Raw genomic sequence first — 18,257 nt, 5'->3', positions numbered from 1 at the left:
GCTATGGCCGAGCAAATCCCGCTGGAGATTCCCGACAACCCGAAGCTGGCGCAGAACATCACCCATTTTGCCCGCGCGCTGCGGAAGGTGGGGCTGCCGATTGGTCCAGGGCGGGTGATCGATGCAATTCGTGCGGTACAAGCCGCGGGTTTTACCCAGAAACGGGATTTCTACTGGACGCTGCACGCCTGTTTCGTGAACCGCCCCGAACATCGCACGGTGTTTGCGCAGGTTTTCCGAATGTACTGGCGCGACCCGCGATACATGGAACACATGATGGCCATGATGCTTCCTGCCATTCGGGGTGTGCAAGAGGAACGCAAAGCGGATGCCGGTGAAAAGCGCGCAGCCGAGGCCCTGCTGGAGGGTGTCGAACGTGACACGCCCCAGCCGGCTGCGCAAGACGAGGGCGAAACCGAAATCGAGATTGACGCCGCGCAAACGGCATCGTCCGAAGAGCGTCTTCGCAACCTGGACTTCGAACAGATGAGCACCGCAGAAATCGCGCAAGCCAAGCGCGTATTGGCGCGGATGACCCTGCCGGTCAAACCCATTGAATCGCGCCGCGGACAGGCCAGCCATCTGGGGCACCGTATCGATCGTGCCCGCACCTTGCGCGCAGCCATGCGGCAAGGGGGCGAATTGCGTGATATCGCCCGGCTGCAACCCAAACCGCGATGGCCAAATCTAGTTGCGCTTTGCGATATCTCGGGCTCGATGAGCCAGTACAGCCGAGTCATTCTGCATTTCCTGCACACGGTCTCGAACGCCAAGGGGGCGGGTTGGGCCAAGGTTCATGCCTTCACGTTCGGCACGCGCCTCACCAACATAACCCGCCACTTGCATCATCGGGATGTCGACGCAGCGCTCGCCGCTGCCGGGGCCGAGGCACAGGACTGGGAAGGGGGCACACGCATCGGCGACTGTCTGCATCAGTTCAACAGAGATTGGTCAAGACGTGTCATGGGGCAAGGTGCAGTTGTTCTTTTGATCACCGACGGTTTGGAACGGGGTGACCCGGAGTGCCTTGAGAAAGAGATCGAGCGGCTGCACCTGTCTTCCAAACGCCTGATCTGGCTGAACCCTCTGCTGCGCTGGGACGGGTTTACCCCCAAGGCGCAGGGTGTGGCGGCCATGCTGCCCCATGTCGACAGTTTCAGGGCAGGGCACTCGATTGCCTCGCTCGAGGATCTGGCCGCCGTGATTTCACAACCTGACGACCAGGGGCAGAAAGCACGGCTGATGGCCGCGCTTTCCGATTAGACCGTTACGACAACTGTTCTTCGTTGCACTTCCGGGCCATTTCCATGGCCTTGTAGGTGCCGGTCAGATCGACGGTAAAGGCATAGGATGTCTCGGGGAACACGATCATGACCTTTTTCTTGGCCAGATCATCCGCGAATTGCGGGTTGTCTGACAGAACATAGCCCCCGGAATAGCCCTTGGTGATGTTGCCTTTCATACCTGTGGCTTCACCCAGATAGATGTTGTCGCCGATCAGGATGGCCACTTCTTGTGTTTCGCCACGTTTGATGTCGGTATCGGCTTTGGTGAATACCCCCACATACCCCACGCCGCGATCTTCGGTCAGGCCCATCTGAACGACGTTTTCCGCGTCGTCCACGGCCTCGATCAGGCAGGATTTCTTTTCGTTGTCGATGAAGACTTTCCAGCCCTCGACCTCTCCATAACGTTCGAATGTGTCAGCCCACGCTGCGGTCGAAGTCAAAAGGCCAACCACTGCGCCCAGTGCAAGATAATGTTTCAACTGCTTGTCTCCGAAAAAATGTGTTTGGTATGCAGCTTGGGCAACTGGCCCGCTGCCCGCACAAGCTAAAACCCGGGCCCATAACAATCAATACTATGATTTATTGAATATTGTTCAGGCTTTAGCATCGGCTTGCAAGGTTCAACATAGACGTTTTGACAGGGGCGTTGCGCTTTTCATCCCGCCAATCCTGCCTATGTTGGAGACAGACGACGTCTGGAGGTCCTGATGGAACGATTCGACAACAGCCCGGAAACGGCATTGAAGTGGCACCGCAATGGCAGCGGCGCCGCGCTTGCCACGGTTGTCGAAACCTGGGGCAGCGCGCCACGCCGGGTGGGTTCTCAGCTGGTGATCGGCGGCGATGGCCGGATCGAAGGTTCTGTGTCTGGCGGCTGTGTCGAAGGCGCGGTGATCGTCGAAGCGCTTGAGGCCATTGATGAAGGCGAAGCCCGCTTGCTGGAATTCGGGGTGAGCGACGAAGATGCCTTTGCGGTCGGGCTGGCCTGTGGCGGGACCATTCGCGTTCTTGTCGAACCCGTTGGAAAGGTACTGCCCGAACCGATGCTTGCGGAACTGGTTGCAGCCCGGGCAGCGCGTGAACCCATCGCTTACGAAGTCAATATCGATACCGGGCACAGAGCCTTGCGTCGTAACGCCTATGCGGAACGGCTGCGCATGGATCGGTCTGGTTTTGAAGAAGATGGTCAGACCTTTGTGGCTGTTCACAACCCGCCGCTGCGATTGATCGTTGTTGGTGCGGTGCATATCGCACAGGCATTGGTGCCGATGGCGCGAATTGCCGGGTATGATCCCGCCATAATTGACCCGCGCGACGCGTTTGCATCCAGCGCCCGTTTTCCGGGGGAAACGATCCTTACGGATTGGCCGGATGAGGCCGTTGCAAAACTCGGGTTGGATGCGCGCACCGCAATTGTCCTGCTGACACATGATCCAAAGCTGGATGATCCGGCGTTGCAAGCTGCACTGGATGCGGGCGTGTTTTACATTGGTGCATTGGGATCGACACGTACCCACGCCAAACGCGTCGAGCGTATGAAAGCAGCCGGTTTCAGCCAACAGCAAATCTCGAGGATTCATGGGCCAATCGGGTTGGATATCGGGGCTGCCGGCCCATCCGAGATTGCCGTTGCAATTCTGGCGCAGATGACGGCCGTTCTGCGAGGCAAGGCATGAGGTTTGGTCCGGTACCCGTCTCCGAAGCAAAAGGCGCCATTCTGGCCCATTCGGTGACAGCTGACGGTCAAAAGCTGCGCAAGGGGCTGTCACTGCAAGCAGAGCATATGGCGCAGTTGACGCAGGCGGACATCCGCGAAGTGATCGTTGCGCGCCTTGAACCCGGCGATTGTCACGAAGACGAGGCCGCACGTCGTTTGGCCGCGGCTCTTGCACCAGATGCGGCGTCGGCCAATCTGCGCGTGACAGACGCGTTCACCGGCCGGGTCAACCTTTTGGCGGACGGGCCGGGCGTGGCGGTTCTGGATGTGGATGCGCTGGAAATGTTCAATCAGGTCAACCCGATGATCACGGTTGCGACGGTTCCGCAATACCAGCAGATGGGCCCGAATGGCATGGTCGCCACCATCAAGGTCATCTCATATGCCGTGCCAGAGGCTGATGTTCGGCGGGCCGCCAATTTGGCGCAAGGGGCCGTGCGCCTGGCAAGACCCGTTCACAAGACGGCAGGTTTGATCGTCACGGATATCCCCGGCGGCCCGCCCAACGACAAGGGGATCGCCGCCATTCGCGGACGGACCGAAGCACTGGGTCTGGATTTGTGTGATGTGCAGATCGTGCCGCATCGCGTGGATGCGCTGGCCAAGGCGGTTTCCAGAACGACCGGTGATCTGCTCATGATCCTGACCGGATCCGCGACCTCGGACCCGGACGATGTTGCCCCGTCTGCTGTTCGGTTTGCCGGCGGGCGGGTGGATCGGTTCGGGATGCCGGTTGATCCGGGAAACCTGCTGTTTCTGGGTGCGATGCAGGATCGACCGGTGATCGGGTTGCCCGGATGCGCGCGATCTCCGGCGTTGAACGGGGCGGATTGGGTTCTGTCACGGGTTGCCTGCGGGATCGAAACGACCGGATCGGATATTGCCGGAATGGGTGTCGGAGGATTGCTGAAGGAAATCCCGACCAGACCGCAGCCGCGCGCCAAACGAAAAGAATGATCCGCCGCTGATCCTGAGCGGGGCTGAATTCTGAGGTTGACCCCAGAGGCTTTGACCGAACCGGCTTATGGTTTTCTGAGCTTTGGCAATACGCCGGGTCGCCAATACGCACCGGTATCTTCCCGCGCTTTCTGATAGGCATCCACTCTTTCTCTGGCGGTCTCTCCGCCGGCGTCAAACAAATGGCCCAGCAGGCATTCAAGAACGGCCATTGCCCCCGAAAAACTGGAAAACGGGTGCAAGGTTCGCGTGCTGACAGGCAGGACGACATCCGGTTCAACCCCCGGGGCGATGACCTCGCTATCCGACAACAGGACGATGCGCATCGACCGGTCCAGAGCATACCGCATCGCCTGAATCGTGTCGGCGGAATAGGGGTGAACCGTGATGGCAAACAGACAATCCTCGGCGGCGGCTTCGACCAGATCGTCGATGGCCGAACCCATGTGGCGGGGCACCAGTTGAAGCCCGGGATGGGCCATACGGGCGGCGTAGTGAAAGTAATAGGCCAGCGCGTGGCTGGATCGTGTGGCCGTCACATAACAGCGACGCGCCGATCTGATGTGCGCGACGGCCTGTTCCGTCAAATGGGGAGCCATGAGACGCAGCGATCTGGCCACGACATTTATTTCGTTCTGCGCAAATCGTTCCTGCGCCGCACCAAACTGTCCTTGTTCCTTTAGGTGTTCCAGCCAATCCTGCCCAAACCTGTCCTCACCATCGGTTGTCAGAGCGTTTCGAAATGGGCGCCGAAAAGCGTCAAAGCTGTCATACCCCATGCGTTGCGCCAGCCGGATCAGAACGTTCGAGCTGATGCCGATGCGATCGGTGGTGGTTCGGATCGAATTCAACGCGAACTCGGCGGGATGATCGATGATGTACTTTACGGCGACCTGCATTTGCGCAGGCATTTCATCGATCTCGCGGCGCATTTGCGTAACGATGGCGGTAAGAGTGCGGGTCATGCGGCAAACAAAACATATGTTTTCCATTTGGTAAATTGAAAACGAATCTTGAGCTCATTAGCTGAGGACAGAGGAACACGAGGGCGCAATGACCGAGAGCACAGTGAAAACCATCGGAAAACCATATATACTGGTTGCTCCGAACGGGGCCCGGCGGGGCCGCGCGGATCACCCGGCCTTGCCAGTCACGACGGATCAGATCGTCACAACGGCGCGGGGCTGCCACGAGGCTGGGGCGGATGGCATACACCTGCATGTACGGGATGCCGACGGACACCACACGTTGGATGCCGGATTGTATCGCGAAACAATCGCGGAACTGAAAAGGGTGGTGCCGGGCATGGATGTTCAGATCACCACCGAGGCAGCAGGCGTGTTCGACGTATCGTCGCAGTTTGAATGTCTGCAACGGGTCCGGCCTGAATGGGCCTCGATTTCAGTCCGGGAAATCGCCCGGGCCCTTGATCTTGCGCCTCGGGTCTATGCGCTATGTGCGGCTCAGGGCACGCGGGTTCAGCATATTCTCTACGACTTGGAAGATGTGAAGCTGCTGGAAGACTGGCAGTCAAAAGGTATCGTCCAGCCGGACCAGACAGACCGGTTGCTTGTGTTGGGGCGCTACAGTCAGAATCAGCAATCCGTGCCAGCGGATCTGGATGCGTTTCCGTCCAGCCCGGCCAATTGGATGGTGTGCGCCTTTGGGACGCAGGAACATGATTGTCTTATCGAAACCGCGCGGCGCGGCGGTAACTTGCGTGTTGGATTCGAAAACAGCCTGACGGCACCGGATGGCACGCTCTGGACGGACAACGCGGCCTCGGTCGCGGCTTTGGTTGAAACACTTGGAAGGACCGGAACATGAGTCATGTTTTCCCACGCCACACCAAATCTGAACTTCCCGTCGCGGCGGGTGGCGACGGCGCTTACCTGATCGATGCCGACGGCAAGCGATATCTGGATTGCGGCGATGCGGCCGTGTCTTGTTTGGGGCATTCCAACCCGGCAGTGATCCGGGCCGTGCAACAGCAGGTGGAACAGATCGCATTTGTCCATACCGGGTTCATGACCTCGGAACCGGCCGAGGCATTGGCCGATCTGCTGATCCACCACGCGCCGGGGGATCTGGACCGGGTGTATTTCGTATCGGGCGGGTCCGAGGCGACCGAAGCGGCCATCAAATTGGCGCGCCAGTATTTTCTGGAAATCGGGCAGCCCGAGCGCCGCCACGTGATCGCGCGCAAGCAAAGCTATCATGGCAACACTCTGGGGGCCTTGTCTGCCGGGGGAAACGCCTGGAGACGGGCTCAATTCGCGCCGATGCTGATCGAAATGACCCATATCTCGGCCTGTTATGAATATGCCGAAAAGCCCGAGGGTGAGAGCAGCTTTGACTACGGTCAGCGCGTCGCCAACGAGCTGGAGGCGGAAATTCTGCGCCTTGGTCCCGAAACGGTTATGGCTTTCATGGCCGAGCCGGTTGTCGGTGCTACGCTTGGCGCAGTGCCGGCGGTTGAGGGGTATTTCAAACGCATCCGGCAAATCTGCGACCAATATGGCGTGCTGCTGATTCTGGATGAGGTGATGTGCGGCATGGGGCGCACCGGTCATCTGTTCGCCTGTGATCACGACGGTGTTGCACCGGATATTCTTTGCATCGCCAAAGGGTTGGGCGCAGGATATCAACCGATCGGGGCGATGCTGTGCACCGATGAAATCTATGGCGCAATTCGCGATGGGTCAGGGTTTTTCCAACATGGGCATACCTATGTCGGCCATCCTGTCGCCACGGCAGCCGCCCTTGCAGTGGTCCGTGAACTGACAGAGCGTGATTTACCGGCGCGCGCCGGACGCATGGGCAGCAAACTGCAATCCGCACTGGAAGCCGCGTTTGGACAGCACCCGAATGTGGGCGATTTGCGTGGCCGTGGCCTGTTCCGGGGTGTGGAACTGGTGGCGGATCGCGAGACGAAGACCCCCTTTGATCCATCCCTGGGCATTGCCGGAAAGATAAAGAAGGCAGCACTTGCCGAAGGGTTGATCTGTTATCCCATGGCGGGCACCCGGGATGGCCGGAACGGAGACCATATCCTGCTCGCGCCGCCTTTCATCATAGAAGAGGACCAGGTAGGCGAACTTGTCAGCAAACTGGAACGCTCTTTTTCAGCCGTTCTCTGACAATACCGTGAGCACCCTGTTTGCCTGCGACACGTTTGCTATGTGTCGTGGGCAATGGATCTGGAAAAGGCGACGTCCATGGTGCTGGATATCTGGCGCAGTTTCCGAGCGCTCGCTTCCTGGGTGCAGATCTGGGTGGCCGTTGTTTTGGTGCCGGTAAACCTGCTTCCGCTGGCTTTTCTGGATCAGCCACAGGGGTACCTGATTGCATTGCTTGCAGTTTCAGGCATGGCGCTGAACGTACCGATCATGGTGGCTGCCCGCGGGATGAGCGGTGCGATGGCCTTGCCGCACATTCTGTGCTGGGTGCCACTGGTCATCATCGTGACGCTTCTGTTGTTTTCCGAAGACCCCCTGAGCCCAGCCTTTGCCGGCTTTCTCCGGGTGCTTCTGATCGTCGATATCACTTCGCTGGTGTTCGATTTCCGGGACGCGGCCCGTTGGTTGAAAAGCAGGAAGGCGACTTAAAAAAAGCCCCTTCAAAGGCGAAGGGGCTTTGTTCGTTTCGGTATTTGGGCAGGGTTATTTCTGCGGAAGGGGGCCGATCATCATGATCATCTGACGGCCTTCCATTTTCGGCATGTTTTCGATCTTACCCAGTTCTTTGACGTCCTCAGCGACACGCTCCAGCAATTCGCGGCCCAGGTTCTGGTGTGCCATTTCGCGGCCACGAAAACGCAGGGTGACTTTCACTTTGTCGCCGTTTTCCAGAAACTTGAAGACGTTGCGCATCTTCACGTCATAGTCATGCGTGTCGGTGTTGGGTCGGAACTTGACCTCTTTCACCTCGATGATCTTTTGCTTCTTGCGGGCTTCGGCTTCGCGTTTCTGCGTTTCGTATTTGAATTTGCCGAAGTCCATGATCTTGCAGACCGGTGGGTTCGCATTGGGCGAAATTTCGACCAGATCAAGACCGGCATCGGCGGCCATCTGCATGGCTTTGGCGGGATGAACCACCCCGACATTTTCACCTTCGGCACCAATCAGGCGGATTTCGGGGGCACGGATCTTGTCATTGACGCGCGGGCCGGTGTCACGTTGTGGCGGCGCGTTGTGAGGTCTGCGGGCTATGGGTTCATTCCTTTGATAATTGCAGAATTTCGAGCCCGGAATTTAAACCGGGCCGAGCCGCACTTCAAGCGTCATAAACACCGGCAGTTGCGAAAAAACAGTGTTTTGTCCGGTGTTTTTTGCGTTCGGGGCCACAAAGCTCTGAACGCAGCCTGCCTTTAGCCGACAAAGGCTTTTTCAATCACGAACTCCTTGGGTTCGGAATTCGCGCCTTCGCGCAGACCGAAACCCTCAAGGATTTCCTTGATGTCCAGATTGAATGCCAGCGAACCGCAGACCATGGCGCGGTCGGTTTCGGGCTTGATTCCGCCTTCGATGCCCAGATCCCTGAACACGGTACCATCCTTCAGCAGGTCGGTGATCCGACCCATCTTGGGGCTCTCTTCGCGCGTGGTCGTCGGGTAATAGCGGATCTTGTCAGCGAAGCCTTCGCCAATCAGTTCGGCCAGCATTTCATCCTGACGGATGCTGTCGATCAATTGGCGGCCATATTCCAGTTCAGCCACTTCGCGGCAGGTGTGGGTGATGATGACCTCGTCATAATCTTCATATGTTTGCGGTTCACGCAGCAGCGAAGCAAACGGGGCAAAGCCGGTGCCGGTTGCAAAGAACCACAAACGCTTGCCCGGCAGCAGGGCGTCATGCACCAATGTGCCAACCGGCTTGGGGCGCAGGATGATCTGGTCACCGGGCTTGATATGCTGAAGCTTCGACGTCAGCGGGCCGTTCTGAACCTTGATCGAATAGAACTCCAGCTCATCGTCCCACGAAGGCGAGGCGATTGAATAGGCGCGCAGCAATGGCTTGCCATTGTCGCCCAGCAGACCAATCATCACGAACTCGCCCGAGCGAAAACGCAGCGAGGCGGGGCGCGTCACCTTGAAAGAGAACAGGCTGTCGGTCCAATGCTTGACCTCGGTTACGGTTTGCGCGTCCGGCAGGACGGGGGCCTTCACGGCAGTTGCTTCGCTCACGGGCTTCATCTCTGTCATCGTTTACCTGCCGGTCTGCTAAACCGACATCTCCGTTTAATCATTGATCCAGGTCAGGAAAAGGGGACAGATTGCCCCCTATGTGTCACAAGCCGGCGATGTGCGGCTTTTAACCGCGCAAACGGGCCTGATAGTTGTTCTCTTTCCAGTTGGCCCGGGAAAGCCACTGATCTTCGGGCTGGCGGTCTGCCAGGTCTCCGTTAATCTCAACTTCGTCAAAGCCGCTGCGACGCGCCATGGCGTATTGGTCTGCCAGAACATGACCCTTGGCGCGCAAGCGTCCCGTATAGCCCTTCAGGCGCAGGGTGCGGGCGATGGTAAAGCCGCGACCGTCGGCAAAGGATGGAAAATCCACCCGGACCAGCTTGGCACTGCCCAAGCGGTCAAAAAGCTCATCCGGGTCCGTGTCCGAGCTGACGTCCAGCGCAACCACGTCATTTGCGGCATCATCCAGAGTGACAAAGCCGTCGGTCCAGTCATCGGGCGAAAAGCCCTCATCCGTTACGATTACGTTCATGTTTTCTCTCCGATGCGCACCATCTTGCCATCGACAAAATGAATGCCGCATTCTTCCTTGTTCTGATCGCGCCAGCGCCCGGCGCGAGGGTCTTCGCCTTCCTTCACCGGTGAAGTGCAGGGCGCACAGCCGATCGAAGGGTATCCTTTGGCCACCAGCGGATGCCGGGGCAGGTTGTTTTCTTCCATATAGGCGCGCACATCGTCCGGCGCCCAATGGGCCAGCGGATTGACCTTGATCCGGCCCGTGCCGTCTTCGACCTCGAAAAACTCGAGCGCGGCGCGCGTGCCGGACTGAAACCGTTTTCGGCCGGTAATCCAACCGCAATACCCGGTCAGGGCTTGCTGCAAGGGAAAGGTCTTGCGCAAGTTGCAGCACGCATCCGTATCCCGCAGGCGCAGCGCGCCATAGGGGTCTTCGCGTTGCAGTTCTTCGTCATCCGCCCGGATGATCCGGATGTTCCTGAGACCCAGACGCTCGCTGACTTCCTGCTGGTATTCCAGCGTTTCGGTGAACAGCAATTGGGTATCCACGAACAACACCGGCGTCATCTTGTCGATCACCGCAGCCATGTGCAGCAGCACCACCGATTCCGCACCAAAGCTTGAGACCAGAGCAAGCGCATCGATCTCTTCAAGGGCGCCATGCATCACGTCATGGGCGCTGTGGTGACGGAACCGGGCATTCAATGCGTTGACCTTCTCGGTCAGGTCGCTGCGGTCTTTGCCCAGTTCCGTTTGGATCAGATCAAGCGGCATTCGCCCGAGCCTCGGGGTAGAGGGCGGCCTTGAACGGCTCCATGCCGACACGGCGATAGGTCATCAGAAAGGTTTCTTCAGCACTCTCGCGCAGATCCAGGTAGGTGTCGACGATGCGTTCCACGGCCGGCACGATCTCGTCATAGGCAAAGCCCGGACCGGTGCGGTCGCCGATCGCTGCCGTCTCGGTGGCGTCGCCACCCAGTGTGATCTGGTAGTTTTCGACGCCTGCACGATCCAGGCCCAGGATGCCGATATGGCCCACATGGTGGTGGCCGCAGGCGTTGATGCAGCCCGAGATCTTGATCTTCAGGTGCCCGATGTCATGCTCAAGCTTCAACTCTTCAAAGCGGGTCGCGATTTCCTGAGCAACCGGGATCGAGCGGGCCGTCGCCAGCGCGCAGTAATCCATGCCGGGGCAGGCGATGATATCGCTGATCAGGCCGATATTGGCGGTGGCCAGTTCGTGCTGTTTCAGCTTGGCGTGGATCGCGGGCAGGTCCGATTTGTGGACATGCGGCAGGATCACGTTCTGCTCGTGGCTGATACGCAGCTCATCATAGGCGAATTCTTCGGCCAGATCGGCCATCACGCGCATCTGCTCGGCGGTCGCATCACCCGGCGTCTGGCCGTGTTTCTTGATCGAGATCGTAACTATCGCGTGGTCCGCGTTCTTGTGCGGCGCGATGTTGGTATCGACCCACGACCGGAAAACCGGATCGTTGGAATAGGCGCTTTCAAACGACGCAACCGAACCTTCGCGGAAGGCCGGAGGCGCAAAATGGCCCTTGATCTCATCCAGCAGCGCCATGTCGGCGCCCTTGAACTGTGGGCGAACCTGCAAGAAACGTTCATTCACCTTGGCGCGGATGGCGTCGATGCCGTGTTCATGCACGGTGATCTTGATGCGCGCCTTGTACTTGTTGTCGCGGCGACCGATCTGGTTCCAGACCGACACGGTGGCTTCCAGATAGGCCAGCAGATCATCGAATGCGACGAACTCGGACAGTTCCTTGCCGATCATGGGCGTACGGCCCAGGCCCCCACCGACGATGACGCGCGCACCCAGAACGCCGTCACGTTCGACCAGTTGCAGGCCGATGTCATGCGCTTTGATCACGGCGCGGTCGTTTTCCGAACCGGTGATGGCGATCTTGAACTTGCGCGGCATGAACTGGAACTCCGGGTGGTCGGTCGACCACTGGCGCAACAGTTCGGCATAGGGGCGCGGGTCGGCGACCTCATCCGCGGCGGCACCGGCGAAATGGTCGGCGGTCACGTTGCGGATGGTGTTGCCCGAGGTCTGGATGGCGTGCATGCCGACCTCGGCCAGCGCGTCCAGCATGTCTGGCACATCTTTCAGTTTCGGCCAGTTGTACTGGATGTTCTGACGGGTGGTGAAATGACCATAACCTTTGTCCCACTTTTCAGCCAGCAGGGCCAGTTGACGCATTTGCGCGCTGTTCAGCGTGCCGTAGGGAATGGCGACTCGCAGCATGTATGCGTGCAATTGCAGATACAGGCCGTTCATCAGGCGCAAAGGCTTGAATTCATCTTCGGTCAGCGAACCGTCGATGCGGCGCTCGACCTGAGCGCGGAACTGCGCGTTACGCTCTGCCAGAAAATCTTTGTCAAACTCGGAGTAGCGATACATGTCTAGCTGTCCTTGGTTGCAGCCCCGAACCTGGGGCCTTGAAGGGGAGAGAGAAGGGCCAGAGGTCAGGCCCGGGGCTGCGGGGAAGTTTCCTGTTTGCCGTGGGCATAGTTGGACGGACCAGTGCGGCGGAAGTCTTCCCGGAAATGGGTGGGCTCGGGGCCGTTTTCGCCAGCGACGGCATCGGCCAGATAAGCGCCCACGATTTTGTTTGCCTGACGCGCGGCATCCAGCAGGCGAACCTGCGCATGCGCCTCGTCGGTGATCAGTTCTGCCTCGCTCAGGTCACGGGACCAGCGGTCATCTTCGGTCAGGTAAATCACGTCACCTTCGAGCAAGTCATTTGCAGTTACGACTTTGGGAGTAAAAGCGCGGGCCATCAGGCAAGCTCCTTGTTGAATTCGGTTACGGCCTGCGCCGCTTCGCGCGGGGCAAGGCCATAGAAGGTCAGGGCCGGTCCATCCATTTCGGCGGCGGCCAGATCGGTGGGCAACTGGTCCAAGGTGGTGGCCAAAATCCGTTGGTCGGGACGCGAGGCATTCTCGACCAGGGTAATGGGGGTGGTGCGATCGGCGCCGTGCATGATCAGACGGCCCTGAATGAACCGAGCGGATTTCTTGCCCATGTAGATTGCCGCCACGGAACCGGCCTGAGCCAGAGCGTTCCAATCGTGATCCGCGAATCCTTGCATGTCGTGCCCGGTCAAAAAACGCACCGATGAGTTGCGTCCACGGCGGGTCAGGCTTTGACCGATGCCAGCCACTGCGGCAGAGGCCGCCGTGATGCCGGGAATGATCTGCCAGGATATGCCGGCCGCGTCGACGGCCTCGATTTCTTCGTCCAGGCGGCCAAAGATTGTGGGATCCCCCGATTTGAGACGCACCACACGGTTGCCATTCAGGGCGTGTTCAACCAGAAGCGCGTCGATATCGCTTTGCTTCCACGAGGGGCCGAACCCGGCCTTGCCGACATCGACCAAAGCGGCGTTCTGGGCGGCAATGTCTAGCACAGGCTTGCTGATCAGGCGATCATGCAGCACCACATCCGCGCGCTCGAATGCGGCCAACGCCTTGAGCGTCAGCAATTCGGGGTCACCGGGCCCGGCGCCGACAAAGTCGACATGACCTTTGGGCTTGGTTGTGTGAAAATCCTGCATCGGATTGTCTCGGACATTGTTTGACTTGACCCTCAATATAGGAAATATTCCCACCAAAGCGCCATATCGCCGCTGAAATAAGGACGTATGTTCCGATTTTCGGGAAAACCGGAACAGGGGTGTCGAAACAGAAGGAAAATTGGAATGTCGGTGCGGATAGATGACACGGATCGAAAAATTCTGGTCGAGCTGCAACGGGACGCAGGCCAATCATTGGACGAAATTGCGGCTCGGGTCGGCAGTTCAAAGACGCCTGTCTGGAATCGCATTCGCAAGCTCAAGGGGGCGGGAATCATCGGCCAGCAAACGGTGCTGCTGGATGCCGAGGCACTTGGGTTCGAAGCCACCTTTTTTGTTTTGATCCGCACCTCGGAACATGAGGCGGACTGGCAACGTAAATTCCTGAAAGCATTGAAGGATCACCCCGAAGTGCAAGAGGCGCACCGATTGGCGGGTGATATCGACTATATCCTGAAAGTCCGGGTCAAGAACGCACGTGCCTATGATCAGTTCTATCAGTCGCTCATCTCGGAGGTGCGTGTGCACAATGTCACGGCGTTGTTGTCCATGGAAGAGATCAAGTCCACGACGATGCTGCCGCTGAATGCGTTGGCAGAGAGGGCTTAGAACCCACGGCCATACCCTTCTGCCTGTGTCTTTCATGGGGCTTTGAGCCAGATGAACTGATGGGTGTTTTCATCCGGCCGGAAGCAAAATCGCCGGAAGCGTCGTGTAGATATGCGAAATGTGATGGCTAACGTCTGACCAGCAGCTGATTCAGCCCGTGAAAGTGATAGCTGTCCGAGTAAAGCGGCGGCGCAGCCAGTTTCAGGTTTGGACAGCTTTCGAACAGGATCGGCAAAGCAATCCGCATTTCAAGACGCGCCAGAGGTGCGCCGACGCAGAAATGAATTCCGCCCCCAAAGCTTGTGTTGACTTCAATCGGACGGCTCGGCTGAAACGTGTTCGGTTCAGCCCAGACAGCGGGGTCGCGGTTGGCCGCGCCAAGCAACAGTGCCACTTGATCGCCACGTTTGAATGAATGGCCGAACAGATCCACGTCCTCATACGCGTAACGTGTGAACATGTGCAGAGGCGGGTCATAGCGCAGGATTTCTTCGATGGTTGCGTCGAGTCCATCCGGTGCCAGGGCGTCGGGGGCGGTACGGGTCTGCAACAGGGTTTTCACCCCGTTCCCCAGTGAATGCACGGTAGCCTCATGGCCTGCGTTGAGCAGCAGGATGCAGGTGGCAACCAGCTCGTCCAGTGACAGTTTCTGGCCTTCTTCCTCGGCGCTTATCAACCGGGTTATCAGGTCGTCCCGTGGATCATTGCGCCGCAGCTCTATGTATTCCTTCAGGAATTCGGTGAATTCCCGAGATGATTTGGCGGCCCTGTCTTCGGTGTCCTGCGTGCGATTGGCCTGATACATGGCAACCATATCGTGAGACCACCGTAGCAGATCGGGCGCCATGGCTTCGGGGACGCCCAGAAGCCGGCAGATCGTGACCACCGGAACCTGAGTGCAATAGGCTTCCAACAGGTCGAACGTGTTCCGAGGGAATTCCTTGATCAGGCCGTGGCACAGATCTTCGATGGAAGGTTGCAGCGCAGAAATCGCCCGTGACGTGAAGGCGCGCATCACCAATGACCGAAGGCGTGTGTGCCTTGGCGGTTCTGCCTCAAGCAGTGAATGGGCCTCGATGGCCAGCCAGGGCGCCAGATGGGCGGGACCTTGCTCTGCCAGTTCGGGCGGTACCTCGCGGCCAAACCTGCGGTCCCGAAACAGGGCGCGAACCGCGCGGTATGAAACCGCGGCGACCATATCGTAGTCCTGCCAATAGAACAGATCGCCCGAGCCTCGCGCCTTGTCGTAGAACGGGTAGGGGTTTTGGACGAAACCCGGGTCTGTCGGTGATTGCGAAAAAGACTTCATGCGCCGCACACTTGCCATGCGGCGCTTTGAATGCAAGACCCTGTCTATGCACAGGGTTTGGTTCATTTCCGGTTTTTTGCTCGCCGTTGGGCTATTGTCGGGGTTTGTCTGGTCTTATGGCTATCGACAGGCCCTGTCTCAGCTGAGCGAGAAGGCAGAGGCAGATCTTGAGCTGGCGGCTGACCGGCTGAGCACGCAGATGCAAGTGTACCAGGAACTTGCCGTGCTGATGGCAACTCATCCCGTCTTGCGCGAACTGGATACGCAGGCCGGTCTTCGCCAAGCCCGGTCAACGCTGCTGGACGTCGCTGACAAAACGGCCGCCGTAAACATGATGTACCTGGATACGAAGGGGCAGGTGCTGGTATCGGCGCAGCCTGTGTCCCAGCGCAACATGGCCCATCATCCGGCTTTCCGCCGTGCGATGCAGGGCGCCTTGGGCAGTGCGCATGAGGTCGTGCCGTCGGGCGAAGACCGGATCTATTCCTATGCCGCCCCCGCTTTTGGCCCGTCTGGCCAGATCGAAGGCGCGTTGATGGTCGTTGCTGATGTTCAGGACGTTGAACAGACGTGGCGCGGCAGTACCGAGGCGGTTTTCTTTGTCGATTCAGATGGTGTCGTTTTCATTTCCAACAGATCCGACCTGCTGTTCTGGCGCCGGGCGGACGGTGAGGCGGGATTGACGCCGCCAGATGGTGCGGCCGTCGATTTTACTTCGAAACAGGTCGGCAGGCACGAGTTGTGGCATTTGAACTGGGGGCGTTACCTGCCGCGTGATGCGCTGCATCTGACCCTTGATTTGCCGGTTATCGATATGACTGCCGAAGTTCTGGTGGACGTGGCACCGGCCCTTCAGCTTGCCAGGCTACAGGCGGCGGCCGTCGCGGCGATCTGTCTGGCCTTCGGGGCGATGCTCTTTCTTGCCATGGAGCGGCGGCGGGCACTGGCTGAAGCGAATGCCGTTCTGGAAAGCCGTGTGGCCAAACGTACCCATGACCTGACAGTGGCAAATGCCAGTTTGCGCAAGGAAGTGGCGGAACGGGAAGAAGCCGAGGCGGCGCTGCGGCGGGCCCAGGCAGACCTGGTGCAGGCAGGAAAGCTCAGCGCTTTGGGGCAAATGTCGGCGGGCATCAGCCACGAACTGAACCAGCCGCTTATGGCCATACGACAATTTGCGGATAACGGTTCAGCGTTCATGACGCGGGGAAAACCTGAAATGGCTGCCGAGAATCTGGGCCGGATCTCGGAAATGGCGGCGCGGATGGCGCGGATCATCAAGAACCTTCGCGCCTTTGCTCGCAACGAAAGCGAACCGATGGGGCGGGTTGACCTGATTCAGGTTCTCAACACCGCTGTTGAACTGACCGAGGCCCGCCTGCGAGACGACGATGTAACCCTGAACTGGACCCCCCCGAATGGCGCTGTGTATGTTTGGGGGGGTGAAGTACGTTTGGTGCAGGTGTTCGTGAATCTGATCAACAATGCGGCGGATGCAATGCTGGGGCGACCAAAACGGATTATTACGATAACGCTGCGAAAAGGCGCACGATTGAGCGTTTCCTTGCAGGATACTGGCCCGGGCATTGAAGACCCCGACCGGATGTTCGAGCCCTTCTATTCCACGAAAAGCGTTGGATCGTCAGAAGGTTTGGGGCTGGGGCTTTCCATTTCCTACGGGCTGGTTCAAAGCTTTGGTGGGGATATACGGGGCGCGAACACGGCGGATGGGGCTATGTTTACCGTCGAACTGGAACCCTGCGACAAGGAAGAGGCCGCATGATGCGCAGGGTTTTGTTGGTCGATGATGATGCCGCCGTACGCGAGGCCCTGTCTCAAACTCTGGAATTGGCGGACTATCAGCCAACGACCGCTGGATCCTTTGTGGCGGCCAAGGATCACATCAGCCGCGAGTTTCCCGGTGTCATCATCTCGGATATCCGCATGCCGGGGCGGGACGGGTTCCACCTTTTGTCGTATGCCCGAGAGGTCGATCCGGATCTTCCCGTGGTTCTTCTGACGGGTGAGGGCGATATTCCCATGGCCGTCGACGCCATGGGAAAGGGTGCGTTCGATTTTCTGGAAAAGCCGTGCGCCGCGTCCGATCTTCTGGAGGTGCTTGAACGCGCCTTTGCAGCCCGTTCGCAGGTGTTGGAGCAAAGAGCGGCGAAATCCGAGTTGGAACGAGGAGACCCCGCCGCGCGTTTGCTGTTCGGCCTGTCGCCCCAGGCCGAGGCCCTGCGCGAGCGGGTTCGGACCGTTGCGCCAACAGGTGCCGAAGTTCTTGTGACAGGACCGCCAGGCAGCGGCATCTCGAAGGTCGCCGAGGTCGTGCATCTGATGTCGCCAGCAGGGCAGGGACCATTTGTCAAACGCACGGCCTCAAGCCTCAGCCCCGACGACTTGGCCGAGAGCTGTGAAGATGCGGCAGGTGGGTCATTGTTTCTGGACGAAGTCTCGGCCATGCCCCATGCCACGCAATTTGCGGCGTTGGAGATCATCGAGCATGGACCAGGCGGGCGTATCATTGCGGGAACGACCGCTGATCTTTCAGCGCTGAGTTCTGAAGGCCGGTTCAATGCAGACCTGTTTTACAGGCTGGATGTCATGCGGGTGCGTATTCCATCGCTGGCAGAACGCCCCGACGACATTCCGGTGATCTTCCGCCATTACGTTGCACAGGCCGCAGAACAGGCGGGGATCGTGGCGCCGGAAATCTCGTCCGAGCATCTGGCGTCGCTCATGGCCAGCGACTGGCCGGGGAATGCGCGATCCCTGATGTCAGCCGCGATGCGCTTCGTGCTGGGAATGCCGGAAGAAGTCGCGCAGGCAACTGATCTGGGGCTCAGCGAACAGATGGCGCGGGTGGAGCGGTCGCTGCTCATCGCGGCGCTGGGTCGTCACAACGGTAAGGCATCAGATGCGGCGAAGGCATTGAAACTGCCGCGCAAGACATTTTACGACAAGCTGGCACGGTACCAGATTCGGGCCGAGGATTACCGGCGGTAACGGTCGGGCTCCCGCCACCTTTTTCCGTTTTAACATGCGTCTAAAGCTGTTGGGCCGGGCAGCC

General features: G+C 58.9%; 19 protein-coding genes. 9 read left to right on the top strand and 10 right to left on the bottom strand.

Annotated elements, in window-relative coordinates; genetic code table 11:
- Positions 1-3: 3 nt before the first annotated feature.
- Positions 4-1,263, top strand: coding sequence for a VWA domain-containing protein (locus GS612_RS07880; RefSeq protein WP_171639587.1), 1,260 nt, complete (start codon positions 4-6; stop codon positions 1,261-1,263).
- Between the two features lie 4 nt (positions 1,264-1,267).
- Here the strand turns inward: GS612_RS07880 and GS612_RS07875 are convergent, their stop codons facing one another.
- Positions 1,268-1,768 carry a hypothetical protein gene (locus GS612_RS07875; RefSeq protein ID WP_152457825.1) on the bottom strand — a complete coding sequence of 167 codons (501 nt, stop codon included), beginning with the start codon at positions 1,766-1,768 and terminating at the stop codon, positions 1,268-1,270.
- Between the two features lie 228 nt (positions 1,769-1,996).
- Between GS612_RS07875 and GS612_RS07870 the strand changes: the two genes are divergently transcribed.
- Both GS612_RS07870 and GS612_RS07865 read left to right on the top strand, forming a co-directional pair.
- The gene (locus GS612_RS07870) at positions 1,997-2,965 is read left to right on the top strand and encodes an XdhC family protein (RefSeq protein ID WP_152457826.1); all 969 of its coding nucleotides are present in this window, start codon (positions 1,997-1,999) and stop codon (positions 2,963-2,965) included.
- Positions 2,962-3,963, top strand: coding sequence for a molybdopterin-binding protein (locus GS612_RS07865; RefSeq protein WP_171639586.1), 1,002 nt, complete (start codon positions 2,962-2,964; stop codon positions 3,961-3,963). The genes GS612_RS07870 and GS612_RS07865 overlap by 4 nt, the downstream gene beginning before the upstream one ends.
- Before the next feature lie 65 nt (positions 3,964-4,028).
- On the opposite strand, the gene GS612_RS07860 is transcribed toward GS612_RS07865, so the two are convergent.
- Positions 4,029-4,928 (bottom strand): MurR/RpiR family transcriptional regulator, encoded by a 900-nt coding sequence (locus GS612_RS07860; protein WP_171639585.1) that lies wholly within the window; start codon positions 4,926-4,928, stop codon positions 4,029-4,031.
- Positions 4,929-5,016: 88 nt separating this feature from the next.
- Here GS612_RS07860 and GS612_RS07855 point away from each other — a divergent pair, with 88 nt between their 5' ends.
- From GS612_RS07855 to GS612_RS07845, 3 genes are read left to right on the top strand one after another with little or no spacing between them, the layout of a single operon-like run.
- Entirely contained in the window at positions 5,017-5,790 is a 774-nt protein-coding gene (locus GS612_RS07855) for a 3-keto-5-aminohexanoate cleavage protein (protein ID WP_171639584.1), read from the top strand.
- Complete coding sequence (locus tag GS612_RS07850) at positions 5,787-7,103, top strand: aspartate aminotransferase family protein (RefSeq protein WP_171639583.1); 1,317 nt, start codon at positions 5,787-5,789, stop codon at positions 7,101-7,103. The genes GS612_RS07855 and GS612_RS07850 overlap by 4 nt, the downstream gene beginning before the upstream one ends.
- A gap of 54 nt (positions 7,104-7,157) precedes the next feature.
- Positions 7,158-7,571, top strand: coding sequence for a hypothetical protein (locus tag GS612_RS07845; protein ID WP_171639582.1), 414 nt, complete (start codon positions 7,158-7,160; stop codon positions 7,569-7,571).
- A gap of 54 nt (positions 7,572-7,625) precedes the next feature.
- On the opposite strand, the gene infC is transcribed toward GS612_RS07845, so the two are convergent.
- The 7 genes from infC to cobA all read right to left on the bottom strand — a co-directional run bounded on the left by infC (position 7,626) and on the right by cobA (position 13,251).
- A complete protein-coding gene (infC, locus tag GS612_RS07840; RefSeq protein WP_170344745.1) occupies positions 7,626-8,174 on the bottom strand; it encodes a translation initiation factor IF-3 in 549 nt (182 codons plus the stop codon).
- A 158-nt stretch (positions 8,175-8,332) separates the two neighbouring features.
- A complete protein-coding gene (locus GS612_RS07835) occupies positions 8,333-9,166 on the bottom strand; it encodes a ferredoxin--NADP reductase (RefSeq protein ID WP_171639581.1) in 834 nt (277 codons plus the stop codon).
- Positions 9,167-9,275: 109 nt separating this feature from the next.
- A complete protein-coding gene (locus GS612_RS07830; protein ID WP_171639580.1) occupies positions 9,276-9,683 on the bottom strand; it encodes a DUF934 domain-containing protein in 408 nt (135 codons plus the stop codon).
- A complete protein-coding gene (locus GS612_RS07825; protein WP_171116163.1) occupies positions 9,680-10,441 on the bottom strand; it encodes a phosphoadenylyl-sulfate reductase in 762 nt (253 codons plus the stop codon). Before GS612_RS07825 ends, GS612_RS07830 begins: the two co-directional genes overlap by 4 nt.
- Complete coding sequence (locus GS612_RS07820; protein ID WP_171362938.1) at positions 10,431-12,095, bottom strand: nitrite/sulfite reductase; 1,665 nt, start codon at positions 12,093-12,095, stop codon at positions 10,431-10,433. Before GS612_RS07820 ends, GS612_RS07825 begins: the two co-directional genes overlap by 11 nt.
- 65 nt (positions 12,096-12,160) lie before the next feature.
- A complete protein-coding gene (locus GS612_RS07815) occupies positions 12,161-12,475 on the bottom strand; it encodes a DUF2849 domain-containing protein (RefSeq protein ID WP_152457837.1) in 315 nt (104 codons plus the stop codon).
- Positions 12,475-13,251: a uroporphyrinogen-III C-methyltransferase gene (gene cobA, locus GS612_RS07810; RefSeq protein WP_152457838.1), complete on the bottom strand. Its 777-nt coding sequence runs from the start codon at positions 13,249-13,251 to the stop codon at positions 12,475-12,477. Before cobA ends, GS612_RS07815 begins: the two co-directional genes overlap by 1 nt.
- Before the next feature lie 144 nt (positions 13,252-13,395).
- Between cobA and GS612_RS07805 the strand changes: the two genes are divergently transcribed.
- On the top strand, positions 13,396-13,878 hold the full coding sequence (locus tag GS612_RS07805) for an Lrp/AsnC family transcriptional regulator (protein WP_171639579.1): 483 nt from the start codon (positions 13,396-13,398) through the stop codon (positions 13,876-13,878).
- 127 nt (positions 13,879-14,005) lie between these two features.
- On the opposite strand, the gene GS612_RS07800 is transcribed toward GS612_RS07805, so the two are convergent.
- Positions 14,006-15,187: a cytochrome P450 gene (locus GS612_RS07800; RefSeq protein WP_171639578.1), complete on the bottom strand. Its 1,182-nt coding sequence runs from the start codon at positions 15,185-15,187 to the stop codon at positions 14,006-14,008.
- On the opposite strand from GS612_RS07800, the gene GS612_RS07795 reads away from it, so the two are divergent.
- The gene (locus GS612_RS07795) at positions 15,186-16,967 is read left to right on the top strand and encodes an ATP-binding protein (protein ID WP_171639577.1); all 1,782 of its coding nucleotides are present in this window, start codon (positions 15,186-15,188) and stop codon (positions 16,965-16,967) included. The two genes, GS612_RS07800 and GS612_RS07795, sit on opposite strands and share 2 nt — an antisense overlap.
- Positions 16,964-18,193 (top strand): sigma-54 dependent transcriptional regulator, encoded by a 1,230-nt coding sequence (locus tag GS612_RS07790; RefSeq protein ID WP_171116154.1) that lies wholly within the window; start codon positions 16,964-16,966, stop codon positions 18,191-18,193. Before GS612_RS07795 ends, GS612_RS07790 begins: the two co-directional genes overlap by 4 nt.
- The last annotated feature ends 64 nt before the right edge of the window (positions 18,194-18,257 follow it).

It is taken from the genome of Ruegeria sp. HKCCD6157, assembly GCF_013110685.1.
Taxonomy (GTDB): Bacteria; Pseudomonadota; Alphaproteobacteria; order Rhodobacterales; family Rhodobacteraceae; genus Ruegeria.
The sequence above is the reverse complement of the archived record's forward strand: the minus strand, read 5'-3'. Positions and strand labels throughout refer to the sequence as shown.

Coding starts and splice junctions, on each gene's coding strand:
- GS612_RS07880 (WP_171639587.1), top strand. CDS start 4: ATGGCCGAGCAAATCCCGCTGGAGATTCCCGACAACCCGAAGCTGGCG.
- GS612_RS07815 (WP_152457837.1), bottom strand. CDS start 12,475: ATGGCCCGCGCTTTTACTCCCAAAGTCGTAACTGCAAATGACTTGCTC.
- GS612_RS07850 (WP_171639583.1), top strand. CDS start 5,787: ATGAGTCATGTTTTCCCACGCCACACCAAATCTGAACTTCCCGTCGCG.
- GS612_RS07845 (WP_171639582.1), top strand. CDS start 7,158: ATGGATCTGGAAAAGGCGACGTCCATGGTGCTGGATATCTGGCGCAGT.
- GS612_RS07870 (WP_152457826.1), top strand. CDS start 1,997: ATGGAACGATTCGACAACAGCCCGGAAACGGCATTGAAGTGGCACCGC.
- GS612_RS07820 (WP_171362938.1), bottom strand. CDS start 12,095: ATGTATCGCTACTCCGAGTTTGACAAAGATTTTCTGGCAGAGCGTAAC.
- GS612_RS07790 (WP_171116154.1), top strand. CDS start 16,964: ATGATGCGCAGGGTTTTGTTGGTCGATGATGATGCCGCCGTACGCGAG.
- GS612_RS07795 (WP_171639577.1), top strand. CDS start 15,186: ATGCGCCGCACACTTGCCATGCGGCGCTTTGAATGCAAGACCCTGTCT.
- GS612_RS07835 (WP_171639581.1), bottom strand. CDS start 9,166: ATGACAGAGATGAAGCCCGTGAGCGAAGCAACTGCCGTGAAGGCCCCC.
- GS612_RS07860 (WP_171639585.1), bottom strand. CDS start 4,928: ATGACCCGCACTCTTACCGCCATCGTTACGCAAATGCGCCGCGAGATC.
- GS612_RS07865 (WP_171639586.1), top strand. CDS start 2,962: ATGAGGTTTGGTCCGGTACCCGTCTCCGAAGCAAAAGGCGCCATTCTG.
- GS612_RS07800 (WP_171639578.1), bottom strand. CDS start 15,187: ATGAAGTCTTTTTCGCAATCACCGACAGACCCGGGTTTCGTCCAAAAC.
- GS612_RS07830 (WP_171639580.1), bottom strand. CDS start 9,683: ATGAACGTAATCGTAACGGATGAGGGCTTTTCGCCCGATGACTGGACC.
- cobA (WP_152457838.1), bottom strand. CDS start 13,251: ATGCAGGATTTTCACACAACCAAGCCCAAAGGTCATGTCGACTTTGTC.
- GS612_RS07855 (WP_171639584.1), top strand. CDS start 5,017: ATGACCGAGAGCACAGTGAAAACCATCGGAAAACCATATATACTGGTT.
- GS612_RS07805 (WP_171639579.1), top strand. CDS start 13,396: ATGTCGGTGCGGATAGATGACACGGATCGAAAAATTCTGGTCGAGCTG.
- GS612_RS07825 (WP_171116163.1), bottom strand. CDS start 10,441: ATGCCGCTTGATCTGATCCAAACGGAACTGGGCAAAGACCGCAGCGAC.